This window comes from Rubrilithobacter danxiaensis (assembly GCF_047272945.1).
GTDB lineage: Bacteria > Bacteroidota > Bacteroidia > Sphingobacteriales > Sphingobacteriaceae > Rubrolithibacter > Rubrolithibacter danxiaensis.
Window position 1 is genome coordinate 152,862 of sequence record NZ_JBKOPS010000009.1, and the last position, 25,912, is coordinate 178,773.

Annotated in this window: 24 protein-coding genes; 7 read left to right on the forward strand and 17 right to left on the reverse strand. The window is 35.9% G+C overall.

Annotated elements, in window-relative coordinates; translation table 11 throughout:
• Positions 1-15: 15 nt before the first annotated feature.
• Positions 16-618 (forward strand): MiaE family protein, encoded by a 603-nt coding sequence (locus ACLCDL_RS13175; protein WP_423148788.1) that lies wholly within the window; start codon positions 16-18, stop codon positions 616-618.
• A 62-nt stretch (positions 619-680) separates the two neighbouring features.
• On the opposite strand, the gene ACLCDL_RS13180 is transcribed toward ACLCDL_RS13175, so the two are convergent.
• Positions 681-1,367, reverse strand: coding sequence for a zinc metallopeptidase (locus tag ACLCDL_RS13180; protein WP_423148790.1), 687 nt, complete (start codon positions 1,365-1,367; stop codon positions 681-683).
• A gap of 195 nt (positions 1,368-1,562) precedes the next feature.
• Here ACLCDL_RS13180 and ACLCDL_RS13185 point away from each other — a divergent pair, with 195 nt between their 5' ends.
• Positions 1,563-2,948: a DNA recombination protein RmuC gene (locus ACLCDL_RS13185; protein WP_423148791.1), complete on the forward strand. Its 1,386-nt coding sequence runs from the start codon at positions 1,563-1,565 to the stop codon at positions 2,946-2,948.
• On the opposite strand, the gene ACLCDL_RS13190 is transcribed toward ACLCDL_RS13185, so the two are convergent.
• The 4 genes from ACLCDL_RS13190 to nadA form a co-directional block, all read right to left on the reverse strand.
• A complete protein-coding gene (locus tag ACLCDL_RS13190; protein ID WP_423148818.1) occupies positions 2,945-3,196 on the reverse strand; it encodes a hypothetical protein in 252 nt (83 codons plus the stop codon). The two genes, ACLCDL_RS13185 and ACLCDL_RS13190, sit on opposite strands and share 4 nt — an antisense overlap.
• A gap of 163 nt (positions 3,197-3,359) precedes the next feature.
• Entirely contained in the window at positions 3,360-3,611 is a 252-nt protein-coding gene (locus ACLCDL_RS13195) for a DUF6364 family protein (protein WP_423148792.1), read from the reverse strand.
• A gap of 17 nt (positions 3,612-3,628) precedes the next feature.
• Positions 3,629-4,675, reverse strand: coding sequence for a thiamine-phosphate kinase (gene thiL, locus ACLCDL_RS13200; RefSeq protein WP_423148793.1), 1,047 nt, complete (start codon positions 4,673-4,675; stop codon positions 3,629-3,631).
• A gap of 42 nt (positions 4,676-4,717) precedes the next feature.
• Complete coding sequence (nadA, locus tag ACLCDL_RS13205) at positions 4,718-5,710, reverse strand: quinolinate synthase NadA (RefSeq protein ID WP_423148794.1); 993 nt, start codon at positions 5,708-5,710, stop codon at positions 4,718-4,720.
• 413 nt (positions 5,711-6,123) lie between these two features.
• On the opposite strand from nadA, the gene nadB reads away from it, so the two are divergent.
• Positions 6,124-7,710: an L-aspartate oxidase gene (gene nadB / locus ACLCDL_RS13210; RefSeq protein ID WP_423148796.1), complete on the forward strand. Its 1,587-nt coding sequence runs from the start codon at positions 6,124-6,126 to the stop codon at positions 7,708-7,710.
• A 10-nt stretch (positions 7,711-7,720) separates the two neighbouring features.
• A complete protein-coding gene (locus ACLCDL_RS13215) occupies positions 7,721-8,236 on the forward strand; it encodes a gamma carbonic anhydrase family protein (protein ID WP_423148797.1) in 516 nt (171 codons plus the stop codon).
• Here the strand turns inward: ACLCDL_RS13215 and ACLCDL_RS13220 are convergent.
• The 4 genes from ACLCDL_RS13220 to ACLCDL_RS13235 all read right to left on the reverse strand — a co-directional run bounded on the left by ACLCDL_RS13220 (position 8,214) and on the right by ACLCDL_RS13235 (position 14,577).
• Positions 8,214-9,845 carry an Ig-like domain-containing domain gene (locus tag ACLCDL_RS13220; RefSeq protein ID WP_423148799.1) on the reverse strand — a complete coding sequence of 544 codons (1,632 nt, stop codon included), beginning with the start codon at positions 9,843-9,845 and terminating at the stop codon, positions 8,214-8,216. The genes ACLCDL_RS13215 and ACLCDL_RS13220 overlap by 23 nt on opposite strands.
• A gap of 121 nt (positions 9,846-9,966) precedes the next feature.
• Complete coding sequence (gene mnmG, locus ACLCDL_RS13225; RefSeq protein WP_423148819.1) at positions 9,967-11,829, reverse strand: tRNA uridine-5-carboxymethylaminomethyl(34) synthesis enzyme MnmG; 1,863 nt, start codon at positions 11,827-11,829, stop codon at positions 9,967-9,969.
• A gap of 73 nt (positions 11,830-11,902) precedes the next feature.
• Positions 11,903-13,777 (reverse strand): ABC-F family ATP-binding cassette domain-containing protein, encoded by a 1,875-nt coding sequence (locus ACLCDL_RS13230; RefSeq protein ID WP_423148800.1) that lies wholly within the window; start codon positions 13,775-13,777, stop codon positions 11,903-11,905.
• Positions 13,774-14,577 (reverse strand): NAD(P)H-binding protein, encoded by an 804-nt coding sequence (locus ACLCDL_RS13235; RefSeq protein ID WP_423148801.1) that lies wholly within the window; start codon positions 14,575-14,577, stop codon positions 13,774-13,776. The genes ACLCDL_RS13230 and ACLCDL_RS13235 overlap by 4 nt, the downstream gene beginning before the upstream one ends.
• On the opposite strand from ACLCDL_RS13235, the gene ACLCDL_RS13240 reads away from it, so the two are divergent.
• A complete protein-coding gene (locus ACLCDL_RS13240) occupies positions 14,511-15,221 on the forward strand; it encodes a pirin family protein (RefSeq protein WP_423148802.1) in 711 nt (236 codons plus the stop codon). The two genes, ACLCDL_RS13235 and ACLCDL_RS13240, sit on opposite strands and share 67 nt — an antisense overlap.
• Positions 15,222-15,232: 11 nt before the next feature.
• On the opposite strand, the gene ybeY is transcribed toward ACLCDL_RS13240, so the two are convergent.
• From ybeY to ACLCDL_RS13270, 6 genes are all read right to left on the reverse strand, one after another.
• Complete coding sequence (gene ybeY, locus ACLCDL_RS13245) at positions 15,233-15,664, reverse strand: rRNA maturation RNase YbeY (RefSeq protein ID WP_423148803.1); 432 nt, start codon at positions 15,662-15,664, stop codon at positions 15,233-15,235.
• Complete coding sequence (locus ACLCDL_RS13250; RefSeq protein WP_423148804.1) at positions 15,664-16,098, reverse strand: ATP-binding protein; 435 nt, start codon at positions 16,096-16,098, stop codon at positions 15,664-15,666. Before ACLCDL_RS13250 ends, ybeY begins: the two co-directional genes overlap by 1 nt.
• A 4-nt stretch (positions 16,099-16,102) precedes the next feature.
• Entirely contained in the window at positions 16,103-19,432 is a 3,330-nt protein-coding gene (locus tag ACLCDL_RS13255) for a coiled-coil domain-containing protein (protein ID WP_423148805.1), read from the reverse strand.
• An 84-nt stretch (positions 19,433-19,516) separates the two neighbouring features.
• Positions 19,517-20,758, reverse strand: a complete 1,242-nt coding sequence (locus ACLCDL_RS13260; protein ID WP_423148806.1) for a sulfate adenylyltransferase subunit 1 — start codon at positions 20,756-20,758, stop codon at positions 19,517-19,519.
• Between the two features lie 85 nt (positions 20,759-20,843).
• Positions 20,844-21,752: a sulfate adenylyltransferase subunit CysD gene (cysD, locus tag ACLCDL_RS13265; RefSeq protein WP_423148807.1), complete on the reverse strand. Its 909-nt coding sequence runs from the start codon at positions 21,750-21,752 to the stop codon at positions 20,844-20,846.
• A 7-nt stretch (positions 21,753-21,759) separates the two neighbouring features.
• A complete protein-coding gene (locus tag ACLCDL_RS13270) occupies positions 21,760-22,476 on the reverse strand; it encodes a phosphoadenylyl-sulfate reductase (protein WP_423148808.1) in 717 nt (238 codons plus the stop codon).
• A gap of 482 nt (positions 22,477-22,958) precedes the next feature.
• Between ACLCDL_RS13270 and ACLCDL_RS13275 the strand changes: the two genes are divergently transcribed.
• A complete protein-coding gene (locus ACLCDL_RS13275) occupies positions 22,959-24,437 on the forward strand; it encodes an ATP-binding protein (protein ID WP_423148809.1) in 1,479 nt (492 codons plus the stop codon).
• Positions 24,438-24,493: 56 nt separating this feature from the next.
• Here the strand turns inward: ACLCDL_RS13275 and ACLCDL_RS13280 are convergent, their stop codons facing one another.
• The gene (locus ACLCDL_RS13280; RefSeq protein WP_423148810.1) at positions 24,494-25,051 is read right to left on the reverse strand and encodes a superoxide dismutase family protein; all 558 of its coding nucleotides are present in this window, start codon (positions 25,049-25,051) and stop codon (positions 24,494-24,496) included.
• A 221-nt stretch (positions 25,052-25,272) separates the two neighbouring features.
• Between ACLCDL_RS13280 and ACLCDL_RS13285 the strand changes: the two genes are divergently transcribed.
• On the forward strand, positions 25,273-25,710 hold the full coding sequence (locus tag ACLCDL_RS13285) for a hypothetical protein (protein ID WP_423148811.1): 438 nt from the start codon (positions 25,273-25,275) through the stop codon (positions 25,708-25,710).
• Positions 25,711-25,773: 63 nt separating this feature from the next.
• Here ACLCDL_RS13285 and ACLCDL_RS13290 read toward each other — a convergent pair.
• Positions 25,774-25,912: IS3 family transposase (locus tag ACLCDL_RS13290; protein WP_423148812.1), on the reverse strand; the 139-nt coding region annotated here is incomplete at its 5' end.

The following is a 25,912-nucleotide window of genomic DNA, read 5'->3' on the forward strand; positions in this document are numbered from 1 at the left end:
CTGTATTTTTGCCTTGTGAGCAACGAAAAAACAATTCTTAAATTAAAACTTCCTACAGACCCCAAATGGGTAAAAAATGTAGTGGAAAGCAATATTGAAGAAATTCTTACTGATCATGCCTTTTGCGAGCAAAAAGCAGCAAGCAATGCAATTACGCTAATTGTTCAAAACCCCAACTTATCTGATTTAGTGCAGGAAATGGCCGCCTTAGTACAGGAAGAAATGGACCATTTTAAAAGAGTTCATGATATTATCCTGGAACGTGGATACCTTTTAGGAAGAGAGCGAAAAGACGATTATGTAAACGAATTACTTAAATTCCTTAAAAAAGGCGGAAGCAGGACAGAACAATTAATAGATCGTTTACTTTTTGCCGCTATGATTGAGGCACGCAGTTGCGAACGTTTCAAAGTTCTTTCAGAACATATTAATGACGAAAAACTAGCTGCATTTTATCATGAACTGATGATTAGTGAGGCTACTCATTATACAACCTTTATTAAACTTGCCAGAAAATATGCTGAAAATATTGATGTGGATAAACGCTGGCAGGAATTTTTGGATTACGAAGCCAGTGTAATTCAAAACTACGGAAAGAAGGAAACCATACACGGTTAAATAAAAATAGTCCTGATGTTTATTTACATCAGGACTATCTTCAAATCTTTTATTAACTATTTTTAATCTCTTCTGCCAGCTAACATACTTGCGTAATATAAAAGCATAGCCAGGGAACTTAAAGCAGCAACTACATAAGTCATAGCGGCCCACCACAAAGCATCTTTAGCCTGTCCGTGTTCCATATCCGTTTGCATAATACCTCGGTTGGTTTGCAGCCAGGCCAAGGCTCTTCTGGAAGCATCAAATTCAACCGGTAAAGTTACAAAACTGAAAAATGTTACTATCGCCAAAGCTACAACTCCTACTGTCAGCACTATATAATTTCCGCTGAAAGCAAGAAGCATTACGCCTATCATTAAAGTCCACTGAACCAACTTAGAGGCAGTGCTTACAATTGGTACCATCGCAGACCTGAACTGCAGCCAGGAGTAAGCTTTTGCATGCTGTACTGCGTGTCCGCATTCATGAGCTGCCACTGCTGCTGCTGCAACACTTCGGCCCAGAGCAACCTCCGGACTAAGGTTTACTGTTCTGTCTGAAGGATTATAGTGATCTGTTAACTGACCATCAACAGAAATAATTTTAACATCGTAAATACCATTATCGTGAAGCATTCTTTCAGCAACTTCGCGACCTGTCATTCCGGATAACAACGGAACTTCCGAGTATTGCTTGAACTTGCTTTTAAACCTCCATTGAACAATGAAGCTGATAGCCGTTATTCCTATAAATAAAATCCAAATCATTTTCTTAATCTTTTTTCATGAATTTATTCAAAAAGCATTCCTAACTAAAATACTAACAAAAAATTTACCTTAAAACTATTTCAAGTAAAAGGATAGTTCTAATAACTGACAGTTAGGCATAATCTAAAAAGAATTTGACAGTAATAATTACACTTTTTTTACTAATATTCTTATCTTAGTGATAAAAATATTAGCATGGAAAATATTTCACTTATCCTACTCATTATATCAATAACACTTCTTTTTACCAGTTTTATATTCAATAGAAACAAAAAGAAAATTATAAGAGAAAATGAGACTTTAAATATTGAAAATCAAACATTAAAAATTTACACAGCAAAAATAGAAGAGCGAATAAATAATATAATTGAAGAAAAAAATAATATAAGTTCTTATTTGAAAAATGAGCAGGAGAGGTTATTAACAGATTTGGAAAAAGAAAGAGCTAAGTTTTTAGAAGCACATCAATCTTTAGAAAGCCTTAAAAGTTATTACTCAGCTCAAAAAGAAAAAATCAGTGAGCAAAAGCAATATATAGAAGAACTTCAGGATAAATTTAAAATAGAGTTTGAAAATCTCGCCTCTCAGATCCTGAAGCAAAAATCACATGAGTTTACTGAAGTCAATAAGGTAAATCTGGATAATTTATTGAATCCATTGAAAGAACAGATAAAGACCTTTGAAAAAAAGGTAGAAGATGCCTATGATAAAGAACTAAGAGATAAGATCAGTTTACGAGAAGAACTTAAAAAACTAAATGATTCAAGCTTCCAGTTAAGTCAGCATGCAACAAACCTTACCAATGCTTTAAAAGGAGAAACAAAAACGCAGGGAAACTGGGGGGAATTTATTTTAGAAAGTATACTGGAAAAGTCGGGTTTATTAAAAAACCGAGAATATTTTATCCAGCAAAATTATAAGACAGAAGAAGGTAAAAGTTTCCAGCCCGATGTTATAATTCATTTACCAGATGAAAAACGAATTATAATTGACTCGAAAGTTTCTTTGGTTGACTTTGAAAAGTACCATTCGTGCGATAACGAACAGGAAAAATTACTTTGTTTAAAAAACCATATTTCTTCGATAAGAAGACACATTAAAGGTCTGGGAGATAAGAATTATCAAAATTTATACGAAATCAAATCACTTGACTTTGTTTTACTTTTTATGCCTGTGGAACCTGCCTTTTCACTCGCTACCCAGCACGATAATCAACTGTTTACCGAAGCCTTTGATCGCAATATCGTTATTGTTAGCCCTTCTACTTTGCTGGCTACTTTAAGAACCATTGCAAGCATCTGGAAACATGAATATCAGAATAAAAACGCTTTAAGAATAGCAAAAGAAGGAGAAGCTTTATACGACAAATTTTATGATCTGATTAAAGATCTTGAGAAAGTTCAAACCGGGTTTGAAAGCGTACATAAAAACTTTAACAGTGCATTTACTCGGCTTGAAGGTAAAGGAGGAATTATCCGCAGGATTGAAAATCTCAGAGAACTTGGCATCAAAGGTTCTAAAAAAATCAGTACCAAATACTTCGATTCGATAGAAGAAGATGAGGAAGTTTCAGTGGATTAAACAGAATCTTTAAATTTGTTTTTCAAATACAATTCTGCAGATTCTACACGTATTTGAGCTTCTTTAAAATCTTTTAAATTTCTTGTTACTAATATTTTTAAATTATTCTCTATTGCCGTATAATACTGTATAGCATCTTCAAAATCATTAAAAACAGAATTTAGAGAAAGTTCTATTATTTTATCATCTACGGATAGAATATTAACAAGTACTTTAAAACTACTTAAAATTCTAAGGGCTTCTTTAATAGAATATTGTTGGACAGTAGATAATTGAGATTAGAAAAAGATAAAGATGATACGAATAAGTTTATCTCTTTTTTATCTGATAAAGTGAATAATCTAGCGGCAAAAGTATAATGAGGTTCTCTTTTTGATAGCATATCCAGGCATATCTGTGTCAACAAATATATTATCCATTCAGATATTTTTTAGATAGGTATTCACTATACTCCTTTTTATAATTTTTATCTTGAGGTAGTTTGATTACACCTGAAAGATCTTTTACCAAAGGAGAAATTTCTTCTTCAGGAAATTGATTTGAAGTTACTTTATCAAGGTAAGATTCAACTAATTTAGATAAACTTATATTCCTGTCTGAAGCAAAAACCTTCGCCTTTTCTATTATATTTTTATCTAAAACTAATGTTAATTTATTTCCCATGATTTTAAAATAAATATTTATTTGTCTTTAAATGCATTCCATCCCTGTGCTTTCAAAGGATGAACATTTCCGGATTTGCTGATAAGGTTCATTCCTGCCGCCTCTTCTGTAATATAACCAATTACGGTGATATCAGGATTATATTTTAACTTGTCGTAATCATCCTGTTTAATAGTGAAAAGTAATTCATAATCTTCGCCGCCATTTAAAGCACAAACAGAAGGATCAAGATTAAATTCACGTGCTGTATTATACGTCATAGGGTCAATAGGAATTTTTTCTTCATATAAACTACATCCTTTTTTAGATTGCCTACAGATATGCATAATTTCTGAAGCAAGCCCATCAGAAATATCAATCATCGAAGTAGGCTTAATTCCTAGTTCTTTCAGTGCTGAAATTATATCCTTACGAGATTCCGGTTTTAATTGCCTTTCAATGATGTAATCTTTTCCCTCTAAATCAGGTTGAATATTCGGATTTTCAAGATAAATAAGCTTTTCACGCTCCAGCAACTGAAGTCCGACATAAGCTGCGCCCAAATCTCCGGAAACACAAATTAAATCTTTCTCGTTAGCACCAGAACGATAGCATATATCCTCTTCTTTAGCGTATCCGATACTTGTAACGCTTATTACAAGGCCTTGCTTTGATGAAGAAGTATCGCCGCCTACAAGATCAACTTTATACTGGTTACATGCTAAAAGCATCCCTTCGTAAAGTTCTTCGACGGCTTCGAGCGGAAACTTACTTGATAAACCTATTGAAACGGTAACCTGACTTGCAACACCGTTCATGGCGTATATATCACTTAAATTAACCTGGATAGCTTTATATCCAAGATGTTTTAAGGGAGTATAGGATAAGTCAAAATGAATACCTTCCAATAGCAGATCTGTTGAAATAAGTGTTTTATTTGCTGAAAAATCAAGAACTGTGGCATCATCTCCGATTCCCTTTACTGTACTATCCTGATTATAAATTTTAACATGTTGTGTTAAGTGATCTATTAAACCAAATTCTCCAAGGTTTTGTATATCCGTCCGTTCGCTGTTTTCAAACATGTTAAAAAAAATAAAAATTAAACTTTAAACACTTTATCCCCACTACAATCCTAACCGTGCTGATATTTCCAGCATGCGTTCAATTGGTTTCCTTGCTTGTTCTATAATATTCATAGAAACAGTTACTTCAGGCAACTCGTTTTTTAAACACAAGTACAATTTTTCCAATGTATTACGCTTCATATGCGGACAATCATTACATGCACAGGCATTGTTTGGAGGAGCGGGTATAAATACCTTATCGGGGTTCGCTTTCTCCATCTGATGGATAATTCCACTTTCGGTAGCAACAATAAATTCTTTTGCAGGGCTTTTTATGGTATAGTTAAGCAGTCCGGTTGTAGAACCTACATAATCAGCCATATTTAAAAGTATATCTTCACACTCTGGGTGTGCTATAAACTTCGCTTCCGGGTGCCTTTCTTTAAGTTTTAATATCCGCTGCTGCGAAAATATTTCGTGAACCATGCAAGCACCATTCCACAATACCAGGTCTCTTCCTGTCTTTTTAGCTACATACGTTCCCAAATTTCTATCAGGGCCGAATATTATTTTTTGATCTTTTGGTAAACTTTCAACAATTTGAACTGCGTTAGCTGAAGTACAAACTATATCGCTTAAGGCTTTCAATTCTGCAGTACAATTCACATACGTTATTACCAGGTGATCGGGATACGCTTCTTTAAATCTTGCAAATAAGTGCGGCGGGCAACTATCTGATAAGGAGCATCCTGCCTTTACGTCTGGTAATAAAACTTTCTTATCGGGCGATAATATCTTTGCTGTTTCTGCCATAAAGTGTACACCGGCAAAAACGATAATGTCCGCATCGGTTTTGGCTGCCTGCTGCGATAAGCCCAAACTATCTCCGATATAATCAGCAATATCCTGTATATCAGGTTCCTGATAATAGTGTGCAAGAATAATCGCATTTTTTTCTTTTTTTAATTTTTCAATCTCATCAAACAGATCCAGTGTCGGATCGATAGGTTCGTCTACAAAACCTTTAACATTTATTTCTTCAAAAATATCCATTTCTCGACAATACAATAAAATACAAATTATTTATTAAAAAGATTCTTACTGTTTATTAGGGTGTTGGTAATGTTTAAAAGTGGCCTAACTATTTTTTGCTTCTTTTGTTTTGGTTAAATTTTAAACAAGTTATAAACATTTATAACTATTTAAGATTTTCATTTTCAATGACTTGCTTATTGCTATAATTTTTAGAACGAGTTATTCAGTTGATTTTTACTTATACCATCAGAAGTGTAAAACGTCATTTTATATGCTTATAACTTTCTGGAAAGTTCTCTATTTTACTCCTGAAAAGTTTATATAGCAGTAAATTCAAGAATCTTTCATTTCTTTTTAATACAAAATTAACATCTTTACTGTGCTTTATCCACACTAAGAATTAAGTTTACATTTTAATAATCTTTTTTTCAATGCGGTCTGTTAATTTCCTTGTTATTGGTTCCGGAATTGCCGGTTTAAGTTTTGCCCTTAAGGCTGCAAAACATGGTAAGGTTCTGATAGTTACAAAGGCGAATGAAGATGAATCGAACACTAAGTATGCACAGGGTGGAGTCGCGGTAGTTGTGGATAAAGGTGATTCTTTCGACAAACATATTCAGGATACTCTTATTGCCGGTGACGGTTTATGTGATAAAAAGGTAGTAGAAATAGTTGTGAAGGAAGGTCCTGATCGCATACAAGAGATAATTGATTACGGAACTAACTTTGATAAAACGAATTATGGGATGTACGACCTTGCAAAAGAGGGCGGGCATTCAGAGCATAGGGTACTTCATTATAAGGATATTACCGGGTTTGAAATTGAAAGAGCACTTTTAGAGCAGGTTCATAACAATCCGAATATTGAAATTCTTACACATTATTTTGCCATTGAACTTATTACACAGCATCATTTGGGTGAATTTGTTGATAAGAAATCTGATAATATCCGTTGCTATGGTATTTATGCATTAAATACACGCACAAATGTCGTTGAAAAGATTCTTGCAAATGTAACTGTTATGGCTTCAGGCGGTGCCGGACATATTTACTCAAATACTACGAATCCTGTTATAGCTACAGGTGATGGTATTGCAATGGTTTATCGCGCTAAAGGGAAGGTGAGGAATATGGAATTTATACAGTTTCATCCTACGGCTTTATACAATCCGGGAGAATATCCATCCTTCTTAATATCAGAGGCTGTCAGAGGATTTGGAGGTGTTTTGAGGAACAGCAAGGGAGAAGAATTCATGCATTTATATGATGAACGTAAGTCGTTAGCTCCAAGAGATATTGTGGCAAGGGCGATAGATTCGGAAATGAAAAAATCGGGAGATGATTTTGTATATCTCGATATCCGGCATCGTAGCAAAGATGAAATATTGATTCATTTTCCTAATATTTACGCTAAATGTTTAAGTATCGGAATTGATATGACAAAGGATATGATTCCTGTTACACCGGCTTGCCATTATATGTGTGGTGGAATTATGGTTGATGAAAATGGACGGTCGTCAATTCAACGTTTATATGCCTGCGGTGAATGTTCTTCTACCGGCTTGCATGGGGCCAATCGGCTTGCGTCAAATTCATTACTCGAAGCTACTGTTTTTGCGCATCGTATTTATGTAGATGCGGTTGAAAATTATCAAAAGAACACCATTCCTGATACAATTCCTGAATGGGATGAAACAAATACTCGTTTATCTGATGAAGATATTCTTGTCACTCATAATCTTCGCGAAACCCAAAAAATTATGAGTGATTACGTTGGTATTGTCCGTTCAGATTTCAGATTAGAAAGGGCCTTACGACGTTTGGGATTGTTGTACGATGAAACTGAAAGCTTTTATAAACGCACAAAATTGTCCATTAAACTATGTGAATTGAGGAATGTTATTCAAACGGCTTATATAGTAATAAAAGCTGCTATGTTAAGAAAAGAAAGCAGAGGCTTACATTATACTACTGACTATCCTGAACATCAGCCTAATCCTATTGATACAATTTTTTAAAATCTAAATTATGGCTCTTATCTTACCTGTTAAAGATAAATCTCCTGTATGGGGACAGGATTGTTTTATTGCGGAGAATTCAACAATTGTAGGGGATGTTAAAATGGGGAGTAATTGCTCGGTATGGTTTAATGCTGTAATACGAGGTGATGTAAACAGTATTTCTATTGGAAATAATGTTAATATACAGGACGGTGCTGTTATTCATTGCACTTATTTAAAAGCAGCTACCACTATAGGAAATAATGTTTCTGTAGGGCATAAAGCCCTGGTACATGGTTGTACATTAAAAGACAATGTTTTAGTAGGTATGGGTGCGATTGTAATGGATCATGCCGTTGTAGAATCCTTTACAATTATTGCTGCAGGTGCAATTGTATTGGAAAATACTGTTTGTGAGTCCGGTTTTATTTATGCCGGTATACCGGCAAAAAAAATAAAACCCATTTCCAATGAACAACGCGAAATGTTAAGTCAGCTTCCCTTAAATTATATTATGTATTCTAATTGGTTTCAGCAGGGTTAGGAATCGTTATTTTTTCTTCGAGATCCCAGTTTGCTCTCAGGGTTATTTCTTTATCGTAATTCCACACTTTTTCTGGCTGGATTCGCTGTTTAACATTTCCAGTATCCCATTTTCCATTCTTATTTTCATCATATAATATCCGTATTCTGAACGTTCCAACCTGGAAGCCCAGGTAATTTATTTTTCCATCCGAATCCAAGCTATCAGTTCTTATAACTTCATTGTTTTCATTTAATAGCTGAACTATGTAATTCTTATCTTTTTCAGGAACTTTTATATCTAGAGTCAGATTTCCATAATTTTCTTCACTGTTCAGTGTAAATGTTTTGCTGTAGATTTTATTTTTAGCGCCTGTAGATTTGTTAAAGAAGGCATTTTCAGCAAGATCTATTTTATAGGATTTATTCTGTTTCCAGGGATAACGTATATAATATTTACGGGTAGAAGTGCTGTCTTTTATTACCTGTGCCCTTTTTGGTATGGAGTCTTCTGATAATTTTATCTTTGATCCGTCGAAACCGCTAACAGGGCCGGAAAATGTTAGATGTAGGTCTGTCTTGGGCTTCAATCCTCCTGAACTGATGTTATCTGTGATCGTATAGGTACGGTTATAAGTATCTTTTTTTCCTCGTCGCAATACAATAGTATCTAAGCTTTTTGTAGCGCTTTGTATAGAAACTTTCAGTGAATCAAAATTCATTTCAGGCAGCCAAAGCATTGCTGAATCATTTTTTGAACTGAATTCAACATTTTTTGAAGTATTTAAATTTGCAGGCTCAATAATGGAAAGGGAAGGGTCAGGAATACTTTTATTAAATGTTATCAGTATCCTTCCGTCATTTTCTATTTTTCTGTCTAGGATGCGCAAGGCAGCAGGTTCTTCCTTAAATACTTCCATATCTATTTCAGAAAGATCTTTGCTTAAAAGAATTGTATCTTTTCTGAAGCCTATAAATTCATTTGTAGAATTATAAATACGATCTCCACCTTCTTCCTTTAGTGCATATATGAAGTATTTATCAGACCGAAGGTTTTTTAGTTTATAATTTCCTGAAGAATCTGTTGTAGTATAAATGGGCGCTTTCTTTTTACCAAAGATTGTATCCTGCTCTACAGGAATAATGAACACCGTTGCGTCAAGCTCAGGTTCTTTTGTTAAGGCGTTAGTTATAGTCCCTGATATGCTTAACGAATCAATAATATTTCCGGTTGAAAAAACGTAGCTATAATTTTTAAGAATATTTCCTTCATTATAATCAACTATCCCGTTTCCAAAATTAATAGTGTATGTAGTATTTTTTAATAATGTATCCTGGAATTTTATTGTAAGCACACTCTTTTTAGCTTTATAAATTGGTAGTCGTTCCGTTTCAGGAGAAATGCTTATTTCTTTGAATTCGTTGGATAGTTTAATAAATTCATTAAACTGGATTTGGATCTGTTTTGCTGAAAAATTCCTGCTAAGATTTTTTGGTGTTTCTTTAACAACTTTTGGCGGTTCTTTATCTTTTGGTCCACCCGTAGGCTGCTGAATGCTTGCACAGGCGCTGATGAATAGAATTACTATTAAAAAAAGAGTCTTAAAATTCACTTTTGAAAAATTGGCCATTTATAAGCTATTAGAGAGATTGTTTTTTATTTTGATATTATGAATCAAAAAATATAAGATGTCCTTTTATATCGCTTTATTTCTATTGTTCATAATATTCTGTAAATCAGTTTATTATCGATTATTTGTTAACATGGACCATAATTACTGAAATATCGGAGGGAGAAACGCCGGAAATTCTTGATGCCTGTCCCAATGTTCTCGGTTTTATTTTCATCAATTTTTCTCTGGCTTCTTTTGATAGCGAAACTAAAGTCTGGTAATTAAAGTCTGGATTTATTTCGTGATCCTCCATTCTTTTCATTTTAGTTACAATTTCCAACTCCTTTTCAAAATAGCTTTCATACTTTACTTTTATTTCAGCTTCTTCGATAGCTTCTTTGTTATAGTTTGTAAGAAAGCTATCTAACTTTTTATTTACCTTTCTTAGATTTTCAAAATTGATCTGAGGCCTTGAGAGTAATTGTTGAAGTTTTATATTTTGGCTAAGAGGAGAAGTTCCCTGTTCTTCAAGCCATGAATTTATTTTAGATGCTTGTATTGATTCTGATTTTAGGAATTTTACAATTTCATCTGAATCTGTAATTTTCCTGTTTACTTTTTCTAATCGCTCTTCAGATATAAGACCAAGTTTGTAACCAATAGGAGATAAGCGAATATCTGCATTATCCTGTCTCAGAAGTAAACGATGTTCAGCTCTTGATGTGAACATTCGATATGGTTCTTCTGTTCCTTTGGTTACCAGATCGTCAATCAATACACCTATGTATGATTCTGATCTCTTCATGATCAATTCATGTTTTTGTGTTATTTTCTGATGAGCATTTATCCCTGCGATGAATCCCTGACTTGCTGCTTCTTCATAGCCTGTTGTTCCGTTTATCTGCCCGGCAAAAAATAAATTTGAAACTAGTTTTGTTTCAAGTGTAAGATTTAATTGTGTAGGAGGGAAGTAGTCGTATTCAATGGCGTAACCAGGACGGAACATTTTTGCATTTTCAAATCCCGGGATTTGAGTTAATGCTTTGTACTGCACATCTTCGGGAAGAGAGGTAGAAAAACCGTTAACATAAATTTCAATAGTATTTAAACCCTCCGGTTCAACAAATATCTGGTGACGCTCACGTTCGGCAAAGCGATTAATTTTATCTTCAATGGAAGGGCAATATCTCGGGCCAAGTCCTTTTATCCTCCCAGTGAACATAGGAGATTTTTCGAATCCTTCCTTCAATGTTTCATGTACATTGTGGTTTGTGTAAGTTATCCAGCAGCAACGTTGTTCTTTGGGTAAATCTACATTAGTAAAGGAAAATCTGCCTCGCTCTTCATCTCCCCATTGTTCTTCCATTTTACTATAATCCAGGCTTCTTCCATCTATTCTTGGTGGTGTTCCTGTTTTCATTCTCCCGGATTCAAAGCCCAGTTCTACCAATTGTTCTGTTAATCCTGTTGCTGCTTTTTCTCCTGTTCTTCCCCCTCCAAATCTTTTTTCTCCGATATGTATTATGCCATTCAAAAAAGTTCCATTAGTTAATACGACTGCTTTGGATTTAATTTCTATTCCTAACGACGTTCTAACACCTGCGGCAGTATTTCCTTTTACAAGTACAGCCTGAACCGTATCCTGCCAGAAGTCAACATTTGGAGTTCTTTCAAGCATTAAACGCCATTCCTCTGCAAATCGCATTCTGTCATTTTGAGTACGGGGACTCCACATTGCAGGGCCTTTTGACTTATTCAACATTCTGAATTGTATCGTGCTTTTATCCGAAACAATTCCTGAATATCCGCCCATTGCATCAATTTCCCTAACAATCTGACCTTTTGCCACACCTCCCATAGCCGGATTACAGCTCATCTGAGCAATAGTTGCCATATTCATAGTTATTAAAAGCACGGAAGATCCTAAATTCGCTGCGGCTGCGGCTGCTTCACATCCGGCATGTCCGGCACCTACTACAATTACGTCGTATTCTTTAAACATTTTCTTTTTTGTTCCACGTGGAACGTTAGTATTTTCTAATAAAAATTGTTCCACGTGGAACAATTGGTGTTGTTTACCCTTCTTTTAATTCTACAAGTTCAATCCAGCGCAGTGTTTTATCATCCAGCTCAGTCTTTAGTTTTTCTAAATCCTGTGCTATGTTTAACAATTTATCTACATCTGTGATTCCTGAATTTAACTCTTCTGAAAGTTCTGTTATCTTATTTTCCAGTTCTGGTATGGATGTGTCTAATAATTCAAATTCCTTTTGCTCTTTATAGCTTAGCTTCACCTTGTTTGAGGTGTTAGTTTGTGTTGCTTTTTTTACTGTTGAAAGCTCCTTTTCTTTCAAAGCAACAAGGGCGTCCTGCTTTTCAATGCGATATTCAGTATAATTCCCTGAATAAATTCGAACCTTTTCGTTTCCTTCTAATATAAATAACTGTTCTGTTAATTTATCTATCAGATAACGATCGTGAGAGACAAGTAATAATACTCCCTTATAGTTCTCAAGAAAGTCTTCCAGTACGTTTAATGTGTCAATATCCAGGTCATTGGTAGGCTCATCTAAAATCAAAAAATTTGGATTTGCCATCAATACACGCATTAACTGCAATCTTTTCCTTTCGCCTCCACTCAGTTTGTTTACGGGGGAATACTGCCTTGAAGGCGGGAACAAGAATTGAGTTAATAATTGCGATGCTGATATACTCTTTCCAGTAGCCATAGGAATATATTCAGCAACGTTCTTTACAACATCTATTACTCTTTCATCTGGTTTTATCTCTAATCCTGATTGCTGATAGTATCCAAAAACAGTGGTTTCGCCTATGATAATTTCACCGCTATCCGGAGTGCTTTTTCCAGTAATTAAATTTAATAAGGTGGTTTTTCCAGTTCCATTTCTTCCGGCTATTCCTATTTTGTCGCCTTTTTTAAATGCATAGCTGAAATCTTTAATCAAAGTTTTATTATTAAAGCTTTTAGAAACCTGCCTAAGTTCTAAAATTTTATTTCCTTGTCTGGCTGTAGTAATGCTTAGTTCAAGTTTTTCGCTATGCCCTTTTCCTTTTGTTTTCTCTTCCAATTCATAGAAAGCATTAATTCTCGACCTTGATTTTGTGGTTCTGGCTTGGGGCTGCCGACGCATCCATTCTAATTCTTTTCTTAACAAGTTGGTATTCTTTTGTAGCTCGCTTGCCTGCTGCTCTTCCCTCTCTGCTTTTTTCTCCAGATAATAGCTGTAATTTCCTTTATGGAAGTATAATTTTTTGTCTTGCAATTCCAAAATCTGGTTACAAACTGCATCCAGGAAATACCTGTCGTGTGTAACCATTAAAACCGTCTTATTGCCATTCGTTAAAAAGCTTTCTAACCATTCTATCATTTCAATATCCAAATGATTAGTAGGCTCATCCAGTATATAAATATCAGGGGTATCTATTAATAATTTCGCGAGAGCCAAGCGTTTCTTTTGTCCGCCCGAAAGAGTATTGATTTTAAGTTCGGGATTATTAATAGATAACCTTCCCAGAATTGTTTTTATTTCATATTCATATTCCCAGGCGTTCAATTCGCTAATTTCATTCGTCAATTTTTCAAGCAGATCCTGATCGGGGTTTTCGTTGGATAATAATTCTTCGTATTGCCTTATTAGAAGCTGTTGTTTATTGTCCATACTATATATAAAATCGGCAATCGTTTCCTGATCTTTAAAATCAGGATCCTGGTCCAGATATCCTATTTTTAAATCACGTTCAGTTACAACTTTCCCTTCCTGTGGAATTATCTTTCCTGCAAGTATTTTCAAAAAAGTAGATTTACCTGCACCATTATGTCCAACTAAAGCTAATTTCTGGCCTTTGACTATTCCAAAAGTAAGGTTTTTAAAAAGCCAGCTGTCATTAAAGGAATGGGCTACCTGCTCTGTAGAAAGAATACTGCTCATGCTAATTGTCGAATTTGATCTGAATTATATATATGAATTCCCTTGAGTTTTTTAACCGATTGATTTACCATTGCAGAAGCAACTTTAGCGGCACTGATACTTCTGTATTTTTTTAAAGGACCAGCTAAAAAAGGATTCAGGATTTTCATAAATCCTATTGTAAATTTTTCAAACTGTCTTTTTTCTTTTCTTTTACCTGTTAATTGCGAGGGGCGATAAATATGAACGCTCTGCAAACCAGTTTGTTGTATAGCTATTTCCACTTCACCCTTCATCTTTAAATATGAGCTTACCGAATCCGGATTAGCTCCAAGCGAACTTACCAAATGATACTGATCAAATCTCTGCGTTTTGGCAATTTCTGCTAAAGATAAAGGGTAATAATAATCTACTTTCCTATAATCTTTAAGATTAGGGGTTTTACGGGCAGTAGAACCCAGACAACAAAAAAGAATATCGCCACTAATTTGGGAAGTATATGTTTCAAGTGAATCAAATGAAACTATAATCTGTTTAAGTTTAGGATGTGAATAGGACAGCGGCGTTCTTACCAAAGCAAGAATTTCAGAAAATTCCTCTCTGTGTAAAAGGCAGTTTATTAACTCACTGCCAATTAGTCCGCTTCCTCCTGCTATAACGGCTTTTAATGCCATATTTTTCACTATAATGTGCAAAAATAGTAATAAGATTTCTTGGAATACCTTTTGTGTGTTTAAACATATAATTTTATGATATGAAAAAGATATTATATCCTGCCCTTCAAAGAGGATTTCAGAACCATGGCTGGTTAAAGGCAGCACATAGTTTCAGTTTTGCAAATTATTACGATCCGAAAAAAATGCATTTTGGGTTATTAAGGGTTTTAAATGATGATATCGTGGCTCCTGGACGAGGTTTCGGTGCGCATGGACATGACAATATGGAAATTGTTACTATTCCTTTAAAAGGCTCCTTAGCGCATAAAGACAGTTTGGGTTCGGAAGGGGTTATAAGACCGGGAGAAATACAAATTATGTCTGCAGGCTCTGGAATACAACATTCTGAATTTAATGCATCTGCAACGGAAGAGGTAAATTTATTACAGATCTGGGTTTTCCCTAAAGAGAGAAATATAAAACCGAGGTACGACCAGAAGAAATTTGATGAAAAAAGCTTCCAAAATACCTTCTTTACAGTTGTTTCGCCTGTTAAGGATACTGAAGCTATGTGGATAAACCAGGATGCGTATTTTTCCTTAGGTAATTTTGCAGAAGATAGCTTGCAGAATTATACACTAAAAAATCCGGGTAATGGCGCCTTTGTTTTTATTATTGAAGGTAATGCACTTATTGATGGAGAACGTTTGAGCAAAAGGGATGCAGCCGGAATTTATGATACAGAATCATTTGAAATAAATGCAGAACGGGGTGCTAAAATATTAATTATTGAAATTCCAATGGATTAGAAAGAGAGAGTTTAGAAATTACGCTTACTGAGGTAGTAATTTTCCTTTTCTGTCATCAGGGATTTATCTTCTTTGCTTTTATCCTTATAACCCAGAAGGTGTAAGGTTCCGTGTATCATTACACGATGCAGTTCATCGCGTTCGGGGACAGTAAATTTTTTGCTGTTCTCCTTTACGCGGTCAATGCTGATAAAGATATCACCGGTAGTTTCATCTGGCGACTCACTATTATCAAAAGTGATGATATCAGTGAACGTGTTATGTTTAAGGTATTGCTGATTTATTAATAAAAGGTAATTGTCACTGCAAAAGACAAAGTTCAGCTCTTTTAACTTTTTGCCTTCTTCTTCAAACGCAGTAGTAATCCATTTTCGCAGTAGAGCTTTTTGTTTCAGGGAGTATGATATTTCTTCTGAAAAAAAATGAATACGTGCCGAACTCATTAGATTTTGAAGTGCAGTTCCACTTCATTCCCTTTCAGGTTGAAAATGAATTGGTCTGCAAGTTGTTTAATTATAAAGACACCACGGCCTGTTAGATTTTCAAGATTCTCCGGGGCGGTAGGGTCAGGCAGGTTATTATAATCAAATCCTTCGCCTTCATCAGCAATAGTGAAAATTAACCGCTTACCGTCCTGAACTTCCAAATTCAGGTACACAATTTTGCTTTCATCTTCTTTATTACCGTGAACAATAGCGTTTATAGTTGCTTCGCTCAGGCAGGTAAGCATGTTGGCATAAGTGTCTTCCCCGATGTTGTATTGCTCTTTTAACGAATCAGCGAAATTTTCAACCGTGGTAAGACTATCTAACCGGGAAGGCAGCTGTAATGTATATAGAGCTGAATTTTCTGAAATATCTACACGGTTTACTGTCATAATTTTAATTATTCGAATTTAATAATTTAAAATAATCTCCAACCTTTAATTTGTAAAATGAATTTAAAGCAGGAGGAACTGTTTTTAGCAATTCTAATTCTTTTTGTTTCGCCTTTTTATATTCTTCCAGTACTACTTTATAATTGGGAGATTGTTCTTTTGCCTGTTTACTTTCCCGCTGTGAATCCAAATCCCTTTCCCGCTCAGCTTTCTCAGCATCCAGTAATTTACTTAAAATTTCCTGCTGCCGAAGCAAAGTTTCCTGCCGAATCCGCTTGTTTACGAGATCGGTTTCAGATTGTTCCATTTCCTGCGCTAATTTATCAAGATTTCCGAGTTTTCCCTTACCATCTTTATTCAATTCTTTATTTATATTTTGTAGCGCCTCTCGTATAAGCTGTTGTTCCTTAGCCATTCTGGCAAACTGCTGGCTCATCTGGCTGCCTGGTTGCTGTTGTCCTTTCTGGGCATTTTGTTGCATCTGCTGTCGGGCTTTGTCCATATTTCTGTTCAGTTGCTCCTGCATTTTGCTAAGTTGGGACAGGCTTTGTTTTTTTCCCTTGCCCCCCTGACTTGAGTTTTGCATGGCTTTCTGCAACTGATCCAGCACCTCGCTAAGCATTAAAGCCAGATTATTTACCGAAGTCATGGCGTATTGCTGGCTCCTGCTGGCCTCGGCCGTTTTTCTTTCGCTTAAACTCTCTAAAGTCCTGCCAATATTTGTATTTATCTGTTCTATTTCTCTGTTTACCACAGATTGTATTTGCGGAACTTTTGCACTAAGTGAAAACAAGCTGTCCTGAACTAATTTCAGGTTATCCTTAATATCCTTTTGCTTAACGGTCAAATTTCCGTAGTCGGGCGAATTGATATTGGTTTTCTTTAAGGTTTCCATTAGCTTTTCCTGTTCAAACGAAGCAGTAAGTAAGTTATCAAGTATCTCTTTTAAACTCTGAATATTTACCTGGTTCTCTTCCTGCTCACTTTCATCCTGCATCGACTGCAATTTTTGTGCTAATTGCTGCATTTGCGCTGCAGCTTTCTGCTGATTTGCACCGGCTTTTTTCAGATTCTTTTTATCCAGCTCTTTCAGAGCCTCTTCCTGCAGATTCTCAATTTCCTCCTGGTCTTTCTGAGGATTTTGAAAATCATTCTGTTGTTCCAGTTCCTGGTTTTTGTTTTGCAGTTCTTTTAACGACTGCTGAATGTTTTCAAATGTATCTTTCAGATCTTCCTGCTTCTGCTTCGCCTGATCCGCTTTGCCCTTATTTTCAGCAAGCGATTCTTCACTTAAACGTTTTTGTTGATTTGCGGTTTTATTTAATTGATTTATAGTATTTAAAAGTTTTTGTTCAAACTCAAGCTGTTTATATAATTCCAAAATCCTGTCAAGCTCCTTCTGCAAACTTTTATTATCCATTTGCATCTTGTTTAGCTCCTGCTGGGTCAGGTTTTTATTGTTCTGTTCCAACAGTTTTTCAATGTTTTTTAGCAGTTCTTTTGTTTTCTCATCCAACACATTATCAAAAAGTTTTTGAATTTGTTCCTGCTTTTCACGCATTTCCTGCGATTGGACATTCAAATCTTCCTGATCGCTTATCTTTTTCCTGTTTTCCTGCTTTATCGTTTCAACCAGTTGTTCCAGCTGCTTTTGCTTTTCAACCAACTGCTCCACCTGCTTTTTTTCGCTGTATTCCAGATCGTTTTTACTGTACAGCTCCTGTTTCATCTTTTTTGCATCACGTTCTATCTGCGCCGCTTTTTTTATTGCTTCAGTCATTTTTTGTTTAACTGCAGCCGAAGAATTTTCTATTCTTTTTTCGAGTTCTTTTTCTGCAGGAAGCCGGAATGTTTTTAAAGCAGAACGTGTAGCTTTTGGTCCGTTTACACCATCATTATCATAAACTTCAAAATAGTATTCCAGTTCACTCCCAGGACTTAAGCGTGCATCATTTACGTTTAGTGTATATAAAAAGGTGTTTGCCGTGCTTTCTTTATTAATTGGGATAGCATGGGTTGTTGATTTTTTTTGTTCTCCGTTTACAATTGTCCGGGTGTGGAATACCAATTTAGAAAAACCATAATCATCACGGACATTTCCAATAAAGTAAAACAGCTTACTATTGGTAGAATCAGGAATTTCTTTCACCTCAATCTGTGGATTAAGATCAGGAACTACATTTATCTGGTTAGCGATCTCGTCTCCGTTTTTTACTTCTTCATTTAAAGGGAGAACAGTAAAACGGATGTTTTCAAGAGCAGTATGTGTGTATGAAAAGGTTTTTTCAGCAGAGGGGTTAATTAAAGTTTTTTTGTTATTGAAGGTGAGTTGTAACCTGGAGGTATTATCGGCTAAGAACTGCCATTCCATTTTTGTGCCTTCAGGAACAGTTAAATCTCCCGGATGGGTTATCCATTCGTTTTTTTTCTTTGTGTAAGAGGGATAGCGTAGATAGATTTTGGAATTTAGAAGCGAGGGCTTTCTTTTAACTTTTATGGTATAGGGGTCTGAAGAATATTCTCCGGCTAACAGCCGTATTTGTTTGTCTTCCTGTAAATTCCGAAAAGTATAATGAAACTGAACAATATTATCTTTAGTTAATTTAAAGGTATTAGCTCCGCTCTCTACATATAATTCGGCAGGAATTTCATTTCCCGACAGCTTTACCTGTAAATCAAAATCCTGCCCTTGTATTGCTGTTAACTCTTTATTTAGAATAAGAAAGTTAAAAGGGGCCTTTTTAACGAACTTTACGTTGTGTTTTATCAGACGTTCGGTACTTTCACTAAAAATTCGGGGTGCGGTAAACGCTATTAATAAGATAATAATAAAAGGAACTGCCGTGTACTTTATATACTTTCTGTTATCCTTTATACGGATAGCGGAAGAAAAAGGAACCGGCTTAAGGTCAGTGATTTTTTGATTGATGCCAGCCAGAATTAACTGGAAATGTTCGGGGTGTTCGTCAGAAAGTTTTTTAAGCTGCAGAATATTCAGCAGCTTGTCTTTTACATTTGAAAAATGCTGGCCTATAATAGTTGATGCCTGTTCATAGTTAATCGTTTTCCCGAGTTTAAAATAAGAAAACAAGGGTTGAACTATCCATATAAGAAATATAGCGGCATTAAGTAGAATAAACAAGTAAAAAAGTACGGAGCGAACAGGAATGCTGAAATTGCCAAAATATTCTGCCAGGGTTACCACGATAAAACTGGCGAAAAGAGCTGCTGAAAGATAAATACTTCCCCTGATTACCTTATTAAGGTAGTACTTTCGAATAAACTCATCTATTTTTAAGATGAGCTGACTATAATTATCAGGAGTTTTATCCATGAAATCAGCCTCTTAATAATCTTCCAAAAGAAACGTATTTTTTAAAGAAAATCATATAATGAGGCCGAAATAAAATAGCCTCAATTATTGTAACATACAACCGGCAACAGTTGTGAAAGCTGTTTCATCAATAAGAATAGCCCCGCCATTAACACGCAGATCGTTGTAATTATCATAAACAACCGGAGAGGCTGTTTTAAGAAGAACATGCACTACGTCATTAAGAGCTGCCTGAGTAATTCCTGTTTGTTTTTCGAGTGTATTTACGTCTAATTTATACTGAATTTCTTTTACAATGCAGCGTACTGTACGACTATGAAGCTGAAGCAGGTATTTATTCCCTTCTGCCAGCGGTTTATTATCCATCCAGCATAAAGTTGCTTCAATTTCCTGGCTTGTAGTTGCTCCTTTTTCTTTAGAAACAATAAAGTCGCCACGATTGATATCGATATCATCTTTTAAGCGGATTACTGCACTTTGAGGAGCAAATGCTTCCTCTACTTCTTGTCCGTCAATTTCCACCGCTTCAATTGTAGAAGGAATTCCATCTGGAAGGATAAGAACCTCGTCTCCCTTTTTATAGGTGCCGCTTATTACTTTACCTGCATACCCGCGATAATCATGCAGGTCATCTGATTGTGGCCGGATAACATATTGTACCGGAAAGCGAGGATGTGTTAAATTGATATCTTTTACAATATTTATATTCTCCAGATAATGGATCAGTGTTTCTCCGGTATACCAGGAAGTATTGGAAGATGTATTTACAATATTATCGCCTACTAAAGCGCTTATCGGAATAAATTTTACATCTTTAATTTTAAGCGAAGAAGCCATTTTTGTATAGTCAATAACAATGTTATTAAATGCTTCTTCAGAATAATTAACCATGTCCATCTTATTTACAGCTACTACAACATGGGGTATTTGCAGCAAAGAGGCAATGATGGTATGCCGGCGTGTTTGTTCAACAACTCCCTGACGGGCGTCGATTAATATGATAATCAGGTCGGCAGTAGAAGCGCCGGTTACCATGTTACGAGTGTACTGGATGTGTCCCGGAGCATCTGCAATAATGAATTTACGCTTATCCGTATTAAAATATTTATAAGCTACGTCAATTGTAATTCCCTGTTCACGCTCTGCTCTTAAGCCGTCGGTAAATAAGGCGAGGTCTATTTCTCCATCTGCTTTATTTTTGCTTTGTTTTTGAATTGCCTGCAGCTGGTCTACTTTAATAGAATCGGTATCGTACAGTAAACGTCCTATTAATGTACTTTTTCCATCATCAACACTACCTGCGGTTATAAAGCGAAGTAAATCCATTTTTAAGTTGTAAGTTCTATGTTATAAGTTGAAGGTTGCAAGTTGAAGATACATGGGATTTATTCTCTTCAACTTACACCTTATATTAAAAATATCCGTTCTTTTTGCGATCTTCCATTGCTGCTTCCGAGATCTGATCATCGATCCTGGTTTCGCCGCGTTCGCTGATTTGTGTAAGATTAATTTCTTTAACGATATCATCAATGTTAGATGCGGTCGATTCTACTGCAGCTGTACATGTCATGTCGCCCACGGTTCTGTATCGTACCCGCCGTTTTTCGATGATGTCCGTTTCATCAATACGTATATAAGGCGAAACAGCAACCAGATGTTCTCCATGTATCAAAACTTCCCTTTCGTGCGAGAAGTAGATTGGAGGCAAAGGAATATTTTCCCTCTTTATATAATTCCACACATCCAGTTCAACCCAGTTGCTTATAGGGAAAACACGAACGTTTTCGCCTTTGTGAATTTTACCGTTGTAAAGATTCCACAACTCGGGACGTTGTTTTTTAGGATCCCACTGGCCAAACTCATCACGTACAGAGAAGATACGTTCTTTTGCCCTTGCCTTTTCTTCGTCCCGGCGGGCCCCGCCAATACACGCGTCAAATCCAAATTCTTCGATCGTATCTAATAAAGTAAACGATTGCAGCGCATTTCTGGATGCAAACTTACCTACCGGTTCTTTAAGGCCTTTTGCTTTGATAGTATCTTCTACATATCGTACAATAAGCTTTGCTCCGGTTTGTTCTACAAGTTTGTCACGATATTCCAGCGCTTCCGGAAAATTATGACCGGTGTCAATATGAACAAGCGGAAAAGGGATTTTTCCGGGTTTAAAAGCTTTTAAAGCCAGTTGAACTAAGGTAATAGAGTCTTTACCACCAGAAAACAATAAAGCAGGGCGTTCAAACTGTCCTGCTACTTCACGCATAATGTGAATAGATTCTGATTCTAACTGATCTAAATAATCTAAGTGATATTTCGACATATTTTATTTATGAATGTGCATGTAAACCGCACTCTTTTGTTTCTCTGTTTTCCCACCACCAGCGTCCGGCCCGGAAATCTTCGCCAGGCCTTACCGAACGCGTACACGGGGCGCAGCCAATACTTACAAAACCTTTATCGTGCAGGGTATTGTAGGGGATTCCGTTAGCATGAATAAAATCTTTCAGTTCATCTGTGTTCCAATTCAGAATAGGATGGAACTTGATGATCTGGTTGCTTTCATCCCATTCTATTTGGGGAAGTCCCAGCCGTTCTGGCGAGTGTTCTGCCCGCAAACCAGTTATCCATACTTCATTCCCGCTTAATGCCCGCTGTAAGGGCTCCACTTTCCGGATGTAGCAACATCCCTTCCGGTTTTCTATACTCTCGTAAAAGGAATTAGGCCCTTTTTCGGATATAAAACGCTCCAATAAATCATTATCCGGATAGTAAGGGATAATCTTCGTATTATATTTTTCATTGGTACGGCTCCAAACATAATAGGTTTCTTCAAAGAGCCTGCCTGTATCCAACGTAAATATTTTAATTGGAATTTCAGAAGACAGGATTAAATGAGAAATTGCCTGATCTTCCCAGCTAAAGCTGCTCGAAAACACTACTTTACCCGGAAAAGCTGCTTCGATAATTGCCAGAGCTTCGGCAGGAGTTTTATCTTGTAACTGCTGAGTTAAAATTTGGGTTTTCTGTTCAAGTGATTCCGACATCTTTAATAATCTAAATCTTTCTTCCAGTTTCTTTTATTTCAATTATACTCTATAGAACTAGTAGGCAAATTTATGCAAATTTAAAAATATTGTGTTAATAAATTGCAGAACAGCTTAAAGGTTTTGATTTTCTTTGACAATACGCTGTTATGAGAGGTTACTTTTAGAAAACTGAAAGATTATAAATTTTGTTAATAGCCTGAAACATTTAACCTGAAATAACATGCCAGCAAATAAAAAAGAATCTAAAAGTAAAGCTTCTGAAGAATTAAGAGACCCTAAATCTTCAAAGGAAGAAAAAAGCAAAGCAGCAAAAGAATTAGCAGGAAAGAAGAGAAAATAAAGCGCCCTTTCTGCTTTTTACTCAGCAACTTCTATTTCTCCCGAAAGCGGCAGATTCTTTTATTTCCGCTTAAAACAAAGGACTTTTTTTAAAGTTAAAGAGCAAGTCAGGGGGGATGGATTTGATTTCTCTTTGAATTATGGATGTACAAGACATGCGGAATCAAGCGGATAATATATTTTTAAATAAACAGGATTTTTATAAGGAAATTATTGAAAGCCTGGAAGACTATGTGGTATTTGCAACCGATAAGGAGGGGCAGATTATTACATGGAACAATGGGGCGCGAAATATATTTCAATATTCGAAAGATGAAGCTATCGGACAAAATGCATCCATTCTTTTTACTCCTGAAGACAGGGCTGCTGGCGAAGACATAAAGGAATTAACTACTGCTTTAACAGATGGAAAAGCGGTTAATGAGCGCTACCATATAAGAAAAGACGGATCAATATTTTGGGGAAGCGGCCTGGTTTTCCCCTTGTACAATTACGAGCATATACATATTGGTTTTGCAAAAGTAATGCGTAACCGGACGGAGCGGAAGAAAAAAGAAGATGAACTGGTTGCGGCCCGTGAATATGCAGAAAGTATTGTGGAAAATGCTCCTGAACCATTAATAGTTCTAAATGAAGACCTCACTATAACAACTGCAAATACTTCTTTCTGTCATTTTTTTAATGTCGAAAAGAAAGAGATAGAAAGAGTTTCGATCTATAATCTAAATAAGCAGCAGTTAAACATTATTATGCTCCGCAAAATGCTGGAGGGGATTGAGGAGAAAGGATCTTTTACTGATTTGGAGCTGGAGTTGGATTTTACAGAGAAAGGCAAGCGGGTTGTGCTTTTAAGTGCCAGGAAGCTGGCTTTAAGAAACAGCAATAAGCAAATGATCTTACTTTCGTTAACCGATGTTACCAACAAAAAAGAAGTTGAAAAACAAAAAGACGATTTTATAGGCGTTGCAAGCCATGAGCTAAAAACACCTGTTACAAGTATTATTGCTTATGCTCATATTCTGCAGCGGTTTGATAAGAAAGTCAACGACCTGACTTTTACAAATTCTATAAAAAGGATTAATTATCAGGCAGCAAAACTGAACAAGCTTATCAGGAGTTTGCTCGATACTTCCAATATTCAAGCCGGCAGGCTCATCATTCATAAAGAAGAGATAGACTTGAACGAGGTAGTTTCTGAAACGGTAAATGAACTTCAGGTACTTTACAAAACACACGCTATACGAATAGAAGGGGTGGTATCTGTAAAGGTTTTTGCGGACCGTATACGGGTTTCGCAGGTTATTACTAATCTGATAAGTAACGCCATCAAATATTCTCCCAATGCATCTGAAGTGATTGTAAGACTTTCTCAGGATCTTGCTGTATCTAAAGCAATCATCAGTGTAAAAGATTTTGGAATAGGAATTTCAGTACAAGAGCAGGATAAGCTATTTAAGCGATTTTCAAGGGCAAAGAATATTCACAATCAAAATATACAGGGAATAGGCCTAGGCCTATATATTTCTTTGGAGATAGCGAAAAAACACGGCGGAGATATCTGGTTTGAAAGTCAGAGTGGAAAAGGGAGCACTTTCTATTTCAGTATTTCTATCAAATAAAATGCTCCAATTTCTTCGGCTGGTCTATATCTCCGCCGGATCAAATAGTTGAATAATTATTTTACTAAGGTAATAGGGCCGCAACCAATTCTGGAACCTGCGTTACCTGAAGGCTGGCTAACATAATCATCTGTTCCGTCGTGTACAATAATACCTCTTCCAACTATATCGTTTGCTGCTCCGGTACCAATGCTCCATTTATCTGTTTTAAGCGTAAGGCTTCCTTTACCGTTCTGGTCTAACTGTACATTGCCAATATCTCCTAAATGGTATTCACCTGTTCCCCATTTGCCATGTTTTGTATTCGTAGGATTCCAGTGGCCATGAGCCGCGTTTCCTGCTTCAGCACAATCACCATGTTCATGGATGTGTACCGCAACAGTCTTACCGGCTTTAGACGGAAATGAAATATCAAGTTTCATTTCAACCGATTGATTTTTTTGTGTAAAACGTACCGTTCCTTCTCCGGGAGTTGACGCCTGTGTAGCTGTAACTGTTGCAATAGCTTCTTTCTTATTGCTATTTTTTAGAGTTGAGCAGGCGCTGAAAACAACTAAACTGAAAAATAAAGCGATAAGGGTAATTTTACCTGAAAGAAATTGATTTAAATTCATGATTTTGATTATTAGAGGTATTTAAATACAATACGTATTATAACGGTTAAAATTATAATTTGTTAGGCAAATATTATTCTTTATTTCAATACTTGAGTTTATATTAGATGAAAAATTTACATAAAAGCATTTAAGCGATTGTTATTCTGGAGTCTGGAAACCAGTAAAACGGGGCGATAACGAAAAGCCATACGAGTAGTAGAGTTTTAATTACTTAGCAGATGAAGAAATTTTTATTTATGGTGTTTTTATTCGTTGCCTTTAATTGTTCAGCACAACAATACAAAGTGGTAACGGTGGTCGAATCTATTATCCCTATGGGAGTAGGTCGTTCGAGAATTATTGAGAATAAAACAAATGTAAATGTCTCTGATTTTACGACGAACCGTACAGATGGCAAAGAGAGCAAGCAGGGTGACATAAAACGGGGCGATGCAAAAGTGGAAGAATTTGCAGAAACGAAACTTTTGAATTTTTTTAGTATTGCCGGAATTAACTTTCAGAACATAGCTTCGAATGACGCAATTATAACTTCGAAAATGAATGAGCTGGCAAAAGAAGGCTGGAAACTTGCCTTTGTAACCAGCGGTGTAGAAAGCAATGCCGGTAAAGACGATGGGGAAGGAATTTTTATAACCCGGCTAATTTTTACAAAGTAATATCTACAGCTGCCCTAAAAAAAGCGGGTGAAACATGGACTGCCCCCAAAAGTTTGGACGAATTTAGTTATTAGATTTGTAATAATGAGCTCGATATTCCATCGGGCTCATTCCATTTAAATTCAGTTTTATTCGCTTTTTATTGTAGTAACAGATATAGTCTTTTATATCCTTTTTCAACTGATCTGTCGATCCGTATTCG

What these genes read in the sequence shown, in the direction of transcription:
- ACLCDL_RS13180 (WP_423148790.1), bottom strand. Translation starts at nt 1,367, where the DNA reads ATGATTTGGATTTTATTTATAGGAATAACGGCTATCAGCTTCATTGTT.
- ACLCDL_RS13185 (WP_423148791.1), top strand. Translation starts at nt 1,563, where the DNA reads ATGGAAAATATTTCACTTATCCTACTCATTATATCAATAACACTTCTT.
- ACLCDL_RS13195 (WP_423148792.1), bottom strand. Translation starts at nt 3,611, where the DNA reads ATGGGAAATAAATTAACATTAGTTTTAGATAAAAATATAATAGAAAAG.
- thiL (WP_423148793.1), bottom strand. Translation starts at nt 4,675, where the DNA reads ATGTTTGAAAACAGCGAACGGACGGATATACAAAACCTTGGAGAATTT.
- nadA (WP_423148794.1), bottom strand. Translation starts at nt 5,710, where the DNA reads ATGGATATTTTTGAAGAAATAAATGTTAAAGGTTTTGTAGACGAACCT.
- nadB (WP_423148796.1), top strand. Translation starts at nt 6,124, where the DNA reads ATGCGGTCTGTTAATTTCCTTGTTATTGGTTCCGGAATTGCCGGTTTA.
- ACLCDL_RS13215 (WP_423148797.1), top strand. Translation starts at nt 7,721, where the DNA reads ATGGCTCTTATCTTACCTGTTAAAGATAAATCTCCTGTATGGGGACAG.
- ACLCDL_RS13220 (WP_423148799.1), bottom strand. Translation starts at nt 9,845, where the DNA reads ATGGCCAATTTTTCAAAAGTGAATTTTAAGACTCTTTTTTTAATAGTA.
- mnmG (WP_423148819.1), bottom strand. Translation starts at nt 11,829, where the DNA reads ATGTTTAAAGAATACGACGTAATTGTAGTAGGTGCCGGACATGCCGGA.
- ACLCDL_RS13230 (WP_423148800.1), bottom strand. Translation starts at nt 13,777, where the DNA reads ATGAGCAGTATTCTTTCTACAGAGCAGGTAGCCCATTCCTTTAATGAC.
- ACLCDL_RS13240 (WP_423148802.1), top strand. Translation starts at nt 14,511, where the DNA reads ATGAAAAAGATATTATATCCTGCCCTTCAAAGAGGATTTCAGAACCAT.
- ybeY (WP_423148803.1), bottom strand. Translation starts at nt 15,664, where the DNA reads ATGAGTTCGGCACGTATTCATTTTTTTTCAGAAGAAATATCATACTCC.
- ACLCDL_RS13250 (WP_423148804.1), bottom strand. Translation starts at nt 16,098, where the DNA reads ATGACAGTAAACCGTGTAGATATTTCAGAAAATTCAGCTCTATATACA.
- ACLCDL_RS13255 (WP_423148805.1), bottom strand. Translation starts at nt 19,432, where the DNA reads ATGGATAAAACTCCTGATAATTATAGTCAGCTCATCTTAAAAATAGAT.
- ACLCDL_RS13260 (WP_423148806.1), bottom strand. Translation starts at nt 20,758, where the DNA reads ATGGATTTACTTCGCTTTATAACCGCAGGTAGTGTTGATGATGGAAAA.
- cysD (WP_423148807.1), bottom strand. Translation starts at nt 21,752, where the DNA reads ATGTCGAAATATCACTTAGATTATTTAGATCAGTTAGAATCAGAATCT.
- ACLCDL_RS13270 (WP_423148808.1), bottom strand. Translation starts at nt 22,476, where the DNA reads ATGTCGGAATCACTTGAACAGAAAACCCAAATTTTAACTCAGCAGTTA.
- ACLCDL_RS13275 (WP_423148809.1), top strand. Translation starts at nt 22,959, where the DNA reads ATGGATGTACAAGACATGCGGAATCAAGCGGATAATATATTTTTAAAT.
- ACLCDL_RS13280 (WP_423148810.1), bottom strand. Translation starts at nt 25,051, where the DNA reads ATGAATTTAAATCAATTTCTTTCAGGTAAAATTACCCTTATCGCTTTA.
- ACLCDL_RS13285 (WP_423148811.1), top strand. Translation starts at nt 25,273, where the DNA reads ATGAAGAAATTTTTATTTATGGTGTTTTTATTCGTTGCCTTTAATTGT.